The 12,840-nt window shown below is 68.5% G+C and carries 12 protein-coding genes and 1 pseudogene; 5 read left to right on the forward strand and 8 right to left on the reverse strand.

Annotated features, from left to right (window positions below):
• Nucleotides 1-9: 9 nt before the first annotated feature.
• The 4 genes from SLUN_RS07210 to argC are packed head-to-tail and all read right to left on the reverse strand — an operon-like array spanning nt 10 to nt 4,293.
• Nucleotides 10-1,206: an acetylornithine transaminase gene (locus SLUN_RS07210; protein ID WP_108147698.1), complete on the reverse strand. Its 1,197-nt coding sequence runs from the start codon at nt 1,204-1,206 to the stop codon at nt 10-12.
• Nucleotides 1,203-2,102, reverse strand: coding sequence for an acetylglutamate kinase (argB, locus tag SLUN_RS07215; protein WP_108147699.1), 900 nt, complete (start codon nt 2,100-2,102; stop codon nt 1,203-1,205). Before argB ends, SLUN_RS07210 begins: the two co-directional genes overlap by 4 nt.
• Nucleotides 2,099-3,268: a bifunctional glutamate N-acetyltransferase/amino-acid acetyltransferase ArgJ gene (argJ, locus tag SLUN_RS07220; protein WP_108147700.1), complete on the reverse strand. Its 1,170-nt coding sequence runs from the start codon at nt 3,266-3,268 to the stop codon at nt 2,099-2,101. The genes argB and argJ overlap by 4 nt, the downstream gene beginning before the upstream one ends.
• Complete coding sequence (argC, locus tag SLUN_RS07225; RefSeq protein ID WP_108147701.1) at nt 3,265-4,293, reverse strand: N-acetyl-gamma-glutamyl-phosphate reductase; 1,029 nt, start codon at nt 4,291-4,293, stop codon at nt 3,265-3,267. The genes argJ and argC overlap by 4 nt, the downstream gene beginning before the upstream one ends.
• A gap of 494 nt (nt 4,294-4,787) precedes the next feature.
• Between argC and SLUN_RS07230 the strand changes: the two genes are divergently transcribed.
• Both SLUN_RS07230 and SLUN_RS07235 read left to right on the forward strand, forming a co-directional pair.
• Nucleotides 4,788-5,417, forward strand: a complete 630-nt coding sequence (locus SLUN_RS07230; protein ID WP_108147702.1) for a TetR/AcrR family transcriptional regulator — start codon at nt 4,788-4,790, stop codon at nt 5,415-5,417.
• A complete protein-coding gene (locus SLUN_RS07235; protein WP_108147703.1) occupies nt 5,414-5,761 on the forward strand; it encodes a nuclear transport factor 2 family protein in 348 nt (115 codons plus the stop codon). Before SLUN_RS07230 ends, SLUN_RS07235 begins: the two co-directional genes overlap by 4 nt.
• 270 nt (nt 5,762-6,031) lie before the next feature.
• On the opposite strand, the gene SLUN_RS07240 is transcribed toward SLUN_RS07235, so the two are convergent.
• Nucleotides 6,032-6,799 carry a DUF6193 family natural product biosynthesis protein gene (locus SLUN_RS07240; protein ID WP_108147704.1) on the reverse strand — a complete coding sequence of 256 codons (768 nt, stop codon included), beginning with the start codon at nt 6,797-6,799 and terminating at the stop codon, nt 6,032-6,034.
• Between the two features lie 314 nt (nt 6,800-7,113).
• On the opposite strand from SLUN_RS07240, the gene SLUN_RS07245 reads away from it, so the two are divergent.
• The 3 genes from SLUN_RS07245 to SLUN_RS07255 all read left to right on the forward strand — a co-directional run bounded on the left by SLUN_RS07245 (nt 7,114) and on the right by SLUN_RS07255 (nt 10,042).
• Complete coding sequence (locus tag SLUN_RS07245; protein ID WP_108147705.1) at nt 7,114-7,635, forward strand: ATP-binding protein; 522 nt, start codon at nt 7,114-7,116, stop codon at nt 7,633-7,635.
• Between the two features lie 267 nt (nt 7,636-7,902).
• Entirely contained in the window at nt 7,903-9,093 is a 1,191-nt protein-coding gene (locus SLUN_RS07250; RefSeq protein WP_108147706.1) for an NAD(P)/FAD-dependent oxidoreductase, read from the forward strand.
• Nucleotides 9,094-9,103: 10 nt separating this feature from the next.
• Entirely contained in the window at nt 9,104-10,042 is a 939-nt protein-coding gene (locus SLUN_RS07255; RefSeq protein WP_108147707.1) for a sigma-70 family RNA polymerase sigma factor, read from the forward strand.
• A gap of 299 nt (nt 10,043-10,341) precedes the next feature.
• On the opposite strand, the gene SLUN_RS07260 is transcribed toward SLUN_RS07255, so the two are convergent.
• The 3 genes and pseudogenes from SLUN_RS07260 to SLUN_RS07270 form a co-directional block, all read right to left on the reverse strand.
• Nucleotides 10,342-10,974, reverse strand: a complete 633-nt coding sequence (locus SLUN_RS07260; protein WP_159100202.1) for a hypothetical protein — start codon at nt 10,972-10,974, stop codon at nt 10,342-10,344.
• Between the two features lie 220 nt (nt 10,975-11,194).
• A pseudogene (locus tag SLUN_RS41000) lies at nt 11,195-11,347 on the reverse strand (SAM-dependent methyltransferase); the annotation flags it as partial.
• 39 nt (nt 11,348-11,386) lie between these two features.
• Nucleotides 11,387-12,607: a helix-turn-helix domain-containing protein gene (locus SLUN_RS07270; RefSeq protein ID WP_108147709.1), complete on the reverse strand. Its 1,221-nt coding sequence runs from the start codon at nt 12,605-12,607 to the stop codon at nt 11,387-11,389.
• Nucleotides 12,608-12,840: the final 233 nt, after the last annotated feature.

Genomic DNA, 12,840 nt, shown 5'->3' on the forward strand with positions numbered 1-12,840 from the left:
GTCGTCGTCTCATTCCCCGGATCGTCCTTCCCCGTACACACCGTCGAGGACGCCGGGGAGCGCCTGGAGAAACGCGTTCACTTCCGCGTCACCGATGATCAGCGGCGGCATGAGCCGTACGACATCGGGGGCGGGAGCGTTCACCAGGAAACCGGCACCCTGAGCCACCTGCTGCACCTGAGGCGCGAGGGACTCCGTGAGCACGATACCCAGCAGCAGGCCCGCGCCACGGACATGGGAGACCAGCGGGTGGCCGAGGGACTCGATTCCGTCCCGCAGTTTCTCGCCCAGCCGCTTCACCTCGTCGAGGGTCCCGTCGGACGCGAGGGTGTCGAGCACGGCGAGTCCGGCCGCGCACGCGACCGGGTTTCCGCCGAACGTCGTGCCGTGCTGTCCGGGCCGGAGCAGGTCCGCGGCCGGGCCGAAGACCACGGTCGCGCCGATCGGGAGCCCGCCGCCGAGACCCTTGGCGAGGGTGACGACATCGGGCTCGACGCCCTGGTGGGCCTGGTGCTCGAACCAGTGGCCGGTGCGCCCGATGCCCGTCTGGACCTCGTCGAGGACAAGCAGCGTGCCGGTGGCCCGGGTGATCTCCCGGGCGGCCTCCAGATAGCCCTTGGGCGGGACGACCACGCCGCTCTCGCCCTGGATCGGCTCGATGATCAGCAGCGCGGTCTCTTCAGTGACCGCGGCCCGCAGCGCCTCGACATCGCCGAAGGGGACGTGCGTGACATCTCCGGGCAGCGGCAGGAACGGTTCTTTCTTGGCGGGCTGTCCGGTGAGGGCGAGCGCGCCCATCGTGCGGCCGTGGAAGCCGCCGCCGGTGGCGACCATGTGCTGACGGCCCGTCAGCCGGCCGATCTTGAAGGCGGCTTCGTTGGCCTCGGCACCGGAGTTGCAGAAGAAGACGCGGCCGGGGCGGCCGAAGAGCTGGATGAGGCGCTCGGCGAGCGCGACGGGCGGCTCGGCGACGTAGAGGTTGGAGACATGGCCGAGTGAGGCGATCTGCCGGGAGACAGCCTCGACGATCGCGGGGTGGGCATGGCCGAGCGCGTTCACGGCGATACCGCCGACGAAGTCGCAGTACTCGGTGCCGTCCGCGTCCCAGACCTGGGCGCCTTCGCCGCGTACGAGGGCCAGCTTCGGCGTGCCGTAGTTGTCCGACATCACGCCCTGCCAGCGCTGCGCGAGCTCCTCATTGCTCATGGTTCCCCCTGTCCGTCGGGCACGACCATCGTGCCGATGCCCGAGTCGGTGAAGATCTCCAGCAGGATCGAGTGCGGTACACGGCCGTCGAGCACGCGGGCGGTGTTGACCCCGTTGCGCACGGCGTGCAGACAGCCCTCCATCTTGGGGACCATGCCGCTGGACAGGTCGGGCAGCAGCTTCTCCAGCTGGGTGGCGGTGAGCCTGCTGATCACTTCGTCGCTGTTGGGCCAGTCCTCGAAGAGACCCTCGACATCGGTGAGGACCATCAGTGTCTCGGCGCCGAGCGCGGCGGCGAGCGCGGCCGCGGCGGTGTCGGCGTTGACGTTGTAGACGTGGTGGTCGTCGGCGGAGCGCGCGATCGAGGAGATGACCGGGATACGGCCGTCGTCGAGGAGCGCCTGGATGGCGCCCGTGTCGATCTCGGTGATCTCGCCGACCCGGCCGATGTCGACCAGTTCGCCGTCGATCTGCGGCTGGTGCTTGGTGGCGGTGATGGTGTGCGCGTCCTCGCCCGTCATACCGACGGCGAGCGGGCCGTGCTGGTTGAGCAGCCCGACGAGCTCGCGCTGGACCTTACCGGCGAGCACCATTCGTACGACGTCCATGGCTTCGGGTGTGGTGACCCGCAGGCCCGCCTTGAACTCGCTGACCAGGCCGTGCCGGTCGAGCTGGGCGCTGATCTGCGGGCCGCCGCCGTGGACCACGACCGGCTTGAGGCCTGCCTGCCGCAGAAAGACGACGTCCTGGGCGAAGGCGGCCTTGAGGTCCTCGTCGATCATGGCGTTGCCGCCGAACTTGACGACGACGGTCTTGCCGTTGTGCCGGGTCAGCCAGGGCAGCGCCTCGATGAGGATCTGGGCCTTCGGCAGCGCGGTGTGCTTACGGGCGCTCATGAGGAGTACGCGCTGTTCTCGTGGACGTAGTCGGCGGTGAGGTCATTGGCCCAGATCACGGCGGACTCGCTGCCGGCGGAGAGATCGGCGGTGATCTTCACCTCGCGGTAGCGCATGTCGACCAGCTCGCGGTCCTCGCCGACGCTGCCGCCTCTGCAGACCCAGATGCCGTTGATGGCGACGTTGAGGGCGTCGGGCTCGAAGGCGGCCCGGGTGGTGCCGATGGCGGAGAGCACGCGGCCCCAGTTGGGGTCCTCGCCGTGGATGGCGCACTTGAGGAGATTGTTGCGCGCGATGGAGCGGCCCACCTCGACGGCGTCGTCCTCGGTCGCGGCGTTGATCACCTCGATACGGATGTCCTTGCTGGCCCCCTCGGCGTCACCGATCAGCTGGCGGGCGAGGTCGTCGCAGACGGTCCGTACGGCGTCGGCGAACTCCTCGTAGCGGGGTGTGATCTCGCTGGCACCCGAGGCGAGCAGCAGCACGGTGTCGTTGGTGGACATGCAGCCGTCTGAGTCGACGCGGTCGAAGGTCTGCCGGGTGGCGTCGCGCAGGGCCTTGTCGAGGGTGGCGGACTCGAGGTCGGCGTCGGTGGTGAGGACGACCAGCATGGTGGCGAGTCCGGGGGCGAGCATGCCCGCGCCCTTGGCCATGCCGCCGACGGTCCAGCCCTCGCCCTCGGCGACGGCGGTCTTGTGGACGGAGTCAGTGGTCTTGATGGCGATGGCGGCCTTCTCGCCGCCGTGTGCGGAGAGCTCCCCGGCGGCCTTCTCGACGCCGGCGAGGACCTTGTCCATCGGGAGCAGCAGACCGATCAGACCGGTGGAGGCGACGGCGATCTCGCCTGCGCTGTGGTCTTCGGGACCGCCTTGGTTCAGGACGGCGGCGACCTTCTCGGCGGTCGCGTGGGTGTCCTGGAAACCCTGGGGGCCCGTGCAGGCGTTGGCGCCACCGGAGTTGAGGACGACCGCGGAGACTTCGCCGCCGCGCAGGACCTGCTCGGACCAGAGGACGGGCGCGGCCTTGACGCGGTTGGAGGTGAAGACACCCGCGGCGGCGCGGCGCGGTCCGTTGTTGACCACGAGAGCCAGGTCGGGATTGCCGTTCTCCTTGATCCCGGCGGCGATGCCCGCTGCCGTGAATCCCTTTGCTGCCGTGACGCTCACGGTGCCACTCCGATCGTGGAAAGACCTGTGTCCTCAGGAAGCCCGAGGGCGATGTTCATGCTCTGGACCGCGCCACCGGCGGTTCCCTTGGTGAGGTTGTCGATGGCGCTGATCGCGATGATGCGCTGCGCGGCCTCGTCGTATGCGACCTGGATCTGAACAGCGTTGGAACCGTAGACGGACGCGGTGGCCGGCCACTGGCCCTCCGGCAGCAGATGCACGAACGGCTCGTCGGCCAGCGCCTTCTCGTACGCGGCCCTGACGTCCTGCGCCGTCGTGCCCGGCTTCGCCTTGGCGGAGCAGGTGGCGAGGATGCCGCGGGACATGGGCGCGAGGGTCGGCGTGAAGGAGACGGTGACCCGCTCGCCCGCCGCGGCGCTGAGGTTCTCGATCATCTCGGGGGTGTGCCGGTGGCCGCCGCCGACGCCGTACGGGCTCATGGAGCCCATCACCTCGGAGCCGAGCAGATTCGGCTTGAGCGCCTTGCCCGCGCCGGATGTGCCGGTCGCGGCGACGACGACGGCCTCGGGCTCGGCCAGGGAGGCCGCGTACGCCGGGAAGAGCGCGAGCGAGACGGCGGTCGGGTAGCAGCCGGGCACCGCAATGCGCTTGGACCCGCGCAGCGCGGCGCGGGCGCCCGGCAGCTCGGGGAGCCCATAGGGCCAGGTCCCGGCGTGCGGGGAGCCGTAGAACGCCTCCCAGTCGGCCGCGTCCTTCAGCCGGAAGTCGGCGCCCATGTCGACGACGAGGACCTCGTCGCCGAGCTGCTCGGCGACGGCGGCGGACTGACCGTGCGGGAGAGCGAGAAAGACGACGTCGTGCCCGGCGAGCACGTCCGCAGTGGTGGGCTCGAGCACGCGGTCGGCGAGCGGGAGCAGATGCGGCTGCAGTCCGCCGAGCCTCTGACCGGCGTTGGAGTTGCCGGTGAGGGCACCGATCTCGACCCTGGGGTGGGCGAGGAGCAGTCGGAGCAGTTCCCCGCCTGCGTATCCGCTCGCTCCTGCCACTGCTGCGCGTACCATCATCGAGCCTTCCTCGTCGATGGCATGACTATACGCAGTAACGCAGTTTTATGCAATCAGGTCACTGGCCTGCCCGCATCCGCGTTGAGACTGAGCGCTTGAGTTGGCCCTTTAGCGCTCGAGTTGGCCCGTCTGAGCATCGTTATTGGCCCGCAGGGTAGCGGCCGGACCTATTCGGCATATTGATCTACTAGTGAACCTCTGAGTGCCGCAGTGCGCTCCACATCACCGCCGGCGGGCAACAGAGACCTCAGCGCCCGCGGATACCCGACCTGACTTGCTCAGCGTCCGCCTGGCCGCCGCCCCAAGATCGCAAGCCCGCTGGGATCAACCTCTACGAAGAGCCGATCTAGGCGAGGGCGACGATTGAGCGCTCCACTTGGCCAGTGAGCGGCTCAGTTGACCCGGCCGCGCTCGGTGCGCGGCAGCGGCGGCCGGCCTGTAGGGGTCATCACGCATGCTAGTTTGTGAGCGATCGTTCAACTATAGGAGCGTTGATGGGCCGCAAACAGGTCTGGGACCAGGACGAGGTGCTTGCCTCCGCTATGCGCCTGTTCCGTCGTCGTGGATACCTCGGCGCCTCGCTGCGCGACCTCGAAGAGGCGACCGGAATGCACCCGGGCAGCCTGTACCGGGCGTTCCACAGCAAGGAAGGCCTGTTCAGTGCCGCGCTGGACGCCTACAACGAGCGTGTGGTGGAGGGCAGGGTTCGCGTCCATCTGCGGGACGCGGGGGACCCCGTGGCCGGCATCCGCTCGTTCTTCACCTCGGCGTTCGACACCGGCATCAGCCCCGAACCCGATCCGGGGTGCCTGCTCACCAACACCGCGGTGGAGTCGTTCACCGTTCCGCAGGCGGCGCCAGGCGTGCGCCGGGGGCTGGAGACGATCGAGTCCGGCTTCGCCGACGCGCTGACGCGCGCCCGCGCCCAGCGGCTGCTGCCCGCGGAACTCGACGTCGAGGAGTCAGCCGCCCAGCTCCTGGCGCTCTACCAGGGCCTGCTGGTGCTCGTCCGGTCCGGTACGGCCGCCGCCAAACTGCACACCATCACCGACGGAGCCCTGGCATCGATCGGCGCAGGGCAAGCCAAGACAGCCAAGCAAGTCAACGAAGAGGAAAAGCGATGAGTGACCAACAGCAGCTCTGGGACAACTACGCCGCGTGCTGGTCGGCCGACCCCTCGATACGGCTCACCGCGCTCGGCGCGGTCGCGGTCGACGACGTCACCTACCGGGATCCGGGGACCGAGGTCGGCGGCCTGGCCGAACTCAACGCGTACATGGGCGGCTTCGCCGGGGCGTTTCCCGGACACCGCTTCCGCATCGACGAGGTCCTCGACCACCACGACCGGTCACTGGCCCGCTGGACCCAGGTCGGCCCGGACGGCGAGACCTTCATGACAGGCGTGAGCAGCGCGGTGCACCGGGACGGCCTCCTCGCCGACGTGACCGGCTTCTTCCTCCCCGCCTGACCACTCCGGCCAGCCCGCCACCCACACAACCACCTACGGGCATCGCTCGGCGACTTCGGCGGCCGGGCACTGCACGGGCGCGTGAACTGTGTCTGAGCACGCTTGTTGGCTACACGGGCCAACTGGCGCGCTCAGTCACACGCGTGTGTGACTGATTCCCAATCGTCGTTGTCAAACGTGCGGACCGATCGGCTGGGAGATCCGCGATGACATCCAGCGAGCTTCGTCGCGCTCGGCTGCGCCATCATCTGTTGGTGACGGCCACGGAGCTCATGAACTGAGTTCACGCCGATTCTCGGCGAGGTCTGCCCCGGACGTGACAGGCCCGAGGCCGGAGGGCAGATGGCGTACGGCTGCCGCCACTGCCTCCTGCGCCGTGGTGGCTTGTGCGATGAGGCCACTGCCCGTGAAGCCTGCGCTGACCGTGTACCGGTCGACGTCATCCGCGAGCAGGCACGGCCCGACGGTGGACATCCACGGGCCGGTGGTGGTCGAGAAGCGCAGCGCCCAGTGGCTGGTGAACGGGTAGAGACCCCGCAGCGCCGGCTCGGCATATGCCGCCTCGACCAGCGCGTGATACCCGGGCTGCTCCCGTGCGCTCGCCTCGGTGCGCATGCCCTGCCACTCGGATTCGGTCAGGCGCACGGGATCGTGGTCGGGCACCTCGAAACGGCCGGTCAGGTGCACGAACGGCGCGACCTGGCGGATGTCACTCAATGGCACTCCGTCGAGCCACGCCTGTGCGGCCCTGGCGACCTGCGCCAGATCGTCGGTGTCGCCCACGATGAGCGGCATGCCTTGGAACGACTCTTCACCGCGGATCCGCCACCGCCGCTCGATCGCCGACGAGCTGACGAGCAGAGCCCTGCGATGCGGCAGCGTGCTCTCGACGGCGGCATAGCGCAACGGATCGGAGGCCGAGGCCGTAACGGGGACGGAGAAACCGCCCTCTTCCGCCACAGCTTGGAGCGCCACGCCGAGGCTGCCTTGGGTCGCGATGTCGGGATACAGGACGGCTGGATCAGGAGGTGTAACCACGGCCCCTGATTGTGCCCGACCCACCGCTGAACGAACGCACGGGCCTGACTGCTCAGCAAGAGACCTTCGCATCGCCTTACGTTGAGCGCTGTACCTGGCCAGACAGGCCAACTACGGCGCTCAGTCACACTCCTTGTGACTGAGCACGCCAGTTGGCCACTGAGCGTCACAGTTGGCCAGGCGGGGCCGTGCGACTTTTCGAGATAGGTGACACCTGATCTCGGTGGTTGACACCACCCTGAGAAACGCCGAAGCCGTACCGGATTTCTGCCGTGCCCGTTCCCGCGGCCCGCACAGCGCTAGCCTCGGGTCCCGTGATCGTATGGCTCAACGGCACCCACGGCGCAGGCAAGACGACGACCAGTGCACTCGTGCAGCAGCTGATCCCGGATTCACGGGTGTTCGACGCCGAGAAGGTCGGCGAGACACTCATGGACATCACGCCGGGGCTGCCCGGGACGGACAACTTCCAGCACTGGCCGCCGTGGCGGCCGCTCGTCGTCGAGACCGCCCGCCGCGTACTCGACTACACCGGCGGCACTCTGGTGATGCCCATGACTGTCCTGGTCGAGCAGTACTGGCGCGAGATCAGCACGGGCCTCGCCCAACATGCCATTCCGGTACGGCACTTCGTCCTCCACGCCGACCAAGACACCCTCCGCGGGCGCATCGAGGGGGACACTCTTCTTGGCCCCTCCCCATTCCGTCTCCAATACCTTGAGCCCTACGCCGAGGCGGCCCGCACGTGGCTGCACGGCGAGGCCGAGGTCGTCGACACCACGCACCTCACGCCCGCCCAGGCCGCCCTGCAGATCGCAGAGGCCGTCAAGAGTTGAGGTCCGCCCGCCACGCGAAAACAGGCGCAGGTGGCAACAAAGAACGACCTTCCGGTGTCGAGTAGTGCGAACAGGCTCAACCAGGGGCCCAGCTCAGCCCAGCACCGCGGTGTCATCTACACCGAAAAGTCGCAAAGACAGGCCCAAGCGTCTGTCGGAGGCTCAGCCGCTCGTCTTAGTTCGGTGACCCGCGTCACACCCGGCTCCTGTCAGCAATCGGGGCGCCGTCTCGTTCAAAGGCCACGCGAACGAGACAGGAGCAACGCCATGAAGCACCGCATCGTCGTACTCGGCGCCGGATACGCCGGGGCCTTCGCCGCCGGAAACCTGGCCCGCCGGCTCTCCCCCGCCGACACCGAGATCACCGTCGTCAACGCCGTGCCCGACTTCGTTGAGCGGATGCGGCTCCACCAGCTCGCGATCGGCCAGGACCTCGCGTTCCGCAAGCTCGCCGACGTATTCGCGGGCACCGGGGTGCGGCTGCGCCTGGCGCGCGTCACCGGCGTCGACCCCGAGCGCAGGACCGTCGCCGTGACGAGCGAGGACGGCGACGGCGAGCTCGCGTACGACACGCTTCTCTACGCGCTCGGCAGCTCCGTAGCCCACCATGGCGTCCCCGGCGTGGCCGAGTACGCCTTCGATGTGACCGGCCGGTCCTCGGCGCTGCGTCTGCGCGAGCGCCTGGCCGGCCTGGGCGAGGGCGGCACCGTGCTGGTCGTCGGTGAGGGGCTGACCGGCATCGAGACCGCCACCGAGTTCGCCGAGTCCCGGGCCGACCTCTCGGTCGCGCTCGCCGCCCGCGGCGAGCTGGGCGCCTGGCTCTCCCCGAAGGCCCGCCGTCACCTGCGCCAGGCCTTCGACCGGCTCGGCATCACCGTCCACGAGCACACCGGCATCGAAGCCGTCGAGCCGACACGGGCGATCGCCGCCGACGGTACGTCCATCCCGGCCGACGTGACCGTGTGGTCGGCCGGGTTCGCCGTGCACCCCATCGCGGCCGCCAGCGGCCTGGAGGTCGCCGAGACCGGCCAGATCGTCGTCGACCGCACCATGCGCTCGGTCTCGCACCCGGACGTCTACGCCGCCGGTGACTGCGCCTACGCGATCGGCGAGAACGGCCGGCTGCTGCCGATGTCCTGCGCCTCGGCCGGCTTCACCAACATGCAGGCGACCGCCGCGATCATCGCGCGCCTGACGGGCAGCGAGGTCCCGACCACCGGGCTGAAGTACCACGGCAACCACATCAGCCTCGGGCGGCGGGACGCGATCTTCCAGATGGTGGACGGGGACGTCCGGTCGAAGTCCTGGTACCTGGGCGGCCGGACCGCCGCGCGGCTCAAGTCGGGCGTGCTCAAGGGGGCCGGGTGGGGCATCGCCCATCCGACCTTCGGCATGCCGAAGCGCAAGCGCCGCCTGGCCACCGCGCCTGACCGGGCCGGTGTGAGGGTCGCCGCATAGGTTGTTCCGCATGGACAGCGCAGCCATCGATCGGTTCGAGGCCAGCCGGGGCCGGCTGGCCTCGCTCGCGTACCGTCTGCTCGGCTCGGCCGCCGACGCCGAGGACGCCGTGCAGGACACGTTCCTGCGCTGGCAGGCCGCAGACCGCGAACGGGTCGAGGTGCCGGAAGCGTGGCTGACCAAGGTCGTCACCAATCTCTGCCTCGACCTGCTCCGCTCGGCGCAGGCGCGCCATGAGCGAGCGGCTGGTGCCTGGCTGCCCGAGCCGCTCCTCGAGGGCGACCCGATGCTCGGCCCGGCCGACACCTTCGAGCAGCGCGAATCGGTGACCTTGGCCGTACTGACCCTCTTGGAGCGCCTCTCGCCGGTCGAGCGGGCCGTCTACGTCCTACGTGAGGCCTTCTCGTACAGCCACGCCGAGATCGCCGGGATCCTCGACATCACCGAGTCCGCGAGCCAGCAGCATGTCCACCGGGCCCGGATCCGGGTCGCCGCCGAGCGCCGCCGCGGCGGCGAGGCCGACCCCGCGTCCGCGCGCCGGGTCGTCGAGGAGTTCCTCGCCGCCGCCACGTCGGGGCGCACCGAACGGCTGGTGGCGCTGCTCACCGACGACGTGACGGCGGTCTCGGACGGCGCCGGACTGGGCAAGCGGCTGTTGCGGTACAAGACGCGCGAGCGGGTCGCCTCCTACGTGCGGGCCGGCTTCAAGCCCACGCCGGCGAAGCGGCGGCTGGCCGGCGGCTCGCCCGCGATCCATATCGCGCTGGTCAACGGCTCCCCGGCCGTCCTCGCCGTGGTCGACGACCGGGTCGTGGGCGCCGTGGCGTTCGAAGTCAGCGACGGCAAGGTCGCGTCCCTGCGCGGCATCGCCGCCGCGGACCGGCTCGCGCGCCTCAACGAGGCCTGGCGGCAGCACGAACCCGACGCGCCGGTCATCAACGCATGGTGACCACCAGGCTGAAGCCGGGCGAGACGCTGACGGCGTGGGCGCTGTGCGCGAACCCGTCATGATCGGCTGAGGGGACGTCGGGGCGGCCCGGTAGCGTCGGGGCGTATGAACTGCGTTGAACTGACAGGCGCCGTCGAAGACTTCGGGCGCCTGGTCGCCCTGGTGCAGGGCCCGGCATATCTTGCCTATGGTTTGGGCCGCCGTAGGAAGAGATACGCTCCACAGCCGCACCGTGCCGGTGCTGCGTGTCCAGCCGAGTGACGAATCGCATCCAGTCCTCAGGGGCGGGAGGGGGCCCTTCAAGGCCCAGCGGATTGCTCTTGCGGGTGCCAGTCCGCCTCAGACCAGTCGTATTCCACGAACTCGTCGGGAACCTGCCCGCAGGGGGCGTAGACGCTGATGAACAGAGTCGTGGTCGAGTCGTTCCACCGCACGTCGACCTGGTCGCCGCCTGGGTTTTCGAATCGGAAGCCCAGCTCGCGGAAGGTTGCGCCTGCACGGTCGCCTTCGTGGGTGAGTTTCCAACCCTTCTGCACCAGCCGCTGGCGCACGCGCCGTTGCGCGTCTCGGGCGGCGGCTTCGGGTACGTCGGGCACGCTCCAATCGAGACCGAAGCTGCGGACGTCGCTTCGTGCCTCGTCGATGTGGGCGATGCTCCTCAGCCCGCGGTAGTAACAGGCACCGGTATCGACCCTGCCCGAGCCCGCGGCGTACTTTTCTGACAGCGCGAAGCTGTCGTACACCTCGTCGGACCGGGCTTTGAGCCGTTGCGCGACGGCGTCGGGGTCGGCCGAAGGATACTGCGCGCCGTTCCACACGACGTTCCCCGCCACCACGGCAGCAACAAGCAGCGCCACCGTCACGAGCCCTGTGACGGCATACAGGACGGACCGTTTGGAGGTCCGGGCTCTACATACAAGGCTCTTGAACATGCATGTGACGGTAGGCGTCAGCATTGCGCGACGCATGAGTAGCCGTACCCAGGAGAGTTCTGGACAATTCACGAAGTCGGGTGCCGAAGCGACGAACGCAGAGAGCGACTGGCAGGAGGCTTCTACGAGTTCGCCGTCGCTCACGGCGCGGCCTCGCGCAGCGCCGGGTCACACGGCAAGCAGTCCGACAAACCCAAGCTGCCGCTGAGCCAGAAAGTTAAGTCACCGGGTGGCCGCCATACGCCTGCGTCGGACGTAGATGCTCGTCGTCTCCCACGTGGCCAGCCACCATGAGATGGCAGCCGGGGGCGAGCGTGCGATGGAATTCGGCGAACACGACCGTCAGCAGCTCCGGCGGCGTGTGGTGGGTGGAGCAACACCCCGGCGAATGTAACCTCTTGGTTCGGGCCGGTCAGGTCCTTCCGAGGGCCTTGAGTCCCTGGTACGCGTCGCGCAAGTCCGGCGCTTCGGGGAGTTGCCGCGCCTCGACTGCTTTCACGACCTCTAGCGCTCGCCAATGGTTCGAGGGGACGACGCGGCCACTAAGTATTGCCTTCTGGGCCGCATCGCATGCCTCATCCATGCGGTTTTCGGAGAGCAACACTAAAGCCAGATCGATATTTGCTGAGGCCACCCGGCGGGGCCATTTCCGAACGTCATCACTTGGGCTCAGCCGGGCGATGGCTTCGCGTGCATACGGCTCGGCTGCCGAGTCCCCAGCCCACGCTAGAGTCGTCGCAGTGTACGCAAGGGCCTTTGCGGGGTCGTAGCGGTAGTGGTGCTCCGGGCGATCCGGGCGGCGGAGTGACGCGGACATGCGCTGCACTCGGTCAATAGCCGTGTACGTCTCCCTCGATTGTCCCAGTCGCGCACGCGCTCTTCCCTCCTGCGCTGCCGACTGAATGGCCGCCGACCCGCCAGCCGGCGCGATCTGCTGTGCTATCTGGGAGAGTTCGAGCGCGCGGGCGTAGTCGCCCTCCGTCAGTACGCGCCATGCATCAGTTTCGAAGCACCAAGCCTCGATCTCGGCATTACCCGCTTCGCGGGCCAGCGCAGCGGCCGTCTGCAACCGGGCCGTAGCCGCCTGATCTTGCTTGAGGTCAATGTGCAGCGTCGCGCCGAATAGAGAAAGCCATCCGCCGACAACGAGCAAGCGGCGGTGCTCGTTCAATGACTTGCGGGCGTCCAACAGTCGAGTGACATAGGCAGAGTGCTTCCGTACGCGTTGCATGAGTTCCTGCGGTGGCGTTACTGGGTACGCCGTAGCCAATTCATCAAAGGCATGATCGAGTCGATCAAGCGTGGCTGATCCGACATCACTTGCCTGGACACGCCGCATCAATTCCCACGCGTCAGTCTCGTCATCGGGACTCGATACGGAATCGACGGTCCAGGGGTTGACTCCCAGCGGACCGTGAATCCCAGCATCAGAAGAGAACAGACTGTCCAGCTCACCGGGAGTCATATCGAGCAATGTGGCAATCCGCGGCCTGAGCCACGGCTGAGGGTCGTTGTCACCCTTCTCCCACCGCTGAACCGTGGTCCGGTCCACTGCTATGGCATCCGCGAACTGCTCCTGTGTGTATCCACATGCCTTACGGCGCTTCGCGAAGCCCTGCCGCTTGCCCGCCATCGTCGCCCTCCGTCCAACATCCCCAGCTCAGCGTATCCGTTGCGGCAAACCCGCAGCAGAAGTGCGGCATTTTGCCGTGGCTCTGGCTGGCCATGTGCGGTTCCCTGACACCCACAGAAGACCCCCGCGACCGCGCGAACGGCCCGGGGGCGTGGCCAACCTGAAGGAGTCAGGTCGACATGGACCAAACTGTCGCCCGGGCGGCCGGCCGGCTGTTACAGCGGCTGTTGCCC

The organism is Streptomyces lunaelactis (genome assembly GCF_003054555.1).
Taxonomy (GTDB): Bacteria; Actinomycetota; Actinomycetes; order Streptomycetales; family Streptomycetaceae; genus Streptomyces; species Streptomyces lunaelactis.

Excerpts from the sequence above, each read along its gene's own strand:
- SLUN_RS07235 (WP_108147703.1), top strand. The coding sequence starts at position 5,414 with ATGAGTGACCAACAGCAGCTCTGGGACAACTACGCCGCGTGCTGGTCG.
- SLUN_RS07250 (WP_108147706.1), top strand. The coding sequence starts at position 7,903 with ATGAAGCACCGCATCGTCGTACTCGGCGCCGGATACGCCGGGGCCTTC.
- SLUN_RS07230 (WP_108147702.1), top strand. The coding sequence starts at position 4,788 with ATGGGCCGCAAACAGGTCTGGGACCAGGACGAGGTGCTTGCCTCCGCT.
- SLUN_RS07210 (WP_108147698.1), bottom strand. The coding sequence starts at position 1,206 with ATGAGCAATGAGGAGCTCGCGCAGCGCTGGCAGGGCGTGATGTCGGAC.
- argB (WP_108147699.1), bottom strand. The coding sequence starts at position 2,102 with ATGAGCGCCCGTAAGCACACCGCGCTGCCGAAGGCCCAGATCCTCATC.
- SLUN_RS07260 (WP_159100202.1), bottom strand. The coding sequence starts at position 10,974 with ATGTTCAAGAGCCTTGTATGTAGAGCCCGGACCTCCAAACGGTCCGTC.
- SLUN_RS07255 (WP_108147707.1), top strand. The coding sequence starts at position 9,104 with ATGGACAGCGCAGCCATCGATCGGTTCGAGGCCAGCCGGGGCCGGCTG.
- argC (WP_108147701.1), bottom strand. The coding sequence starts at position 4,293 with ATGATGGTACGCGCAGCAGTGGCAGGAGCGAGCGGATACGCAGGCGGG.
- SLUN_RS07270 (WP_108147709.1), bottom strand. The coding sequence starts at position 12,607 with ATGGCGGGCAAGCGGCAGGGCTTCGCGAAGCGCCGTAAGGCATGTGGA.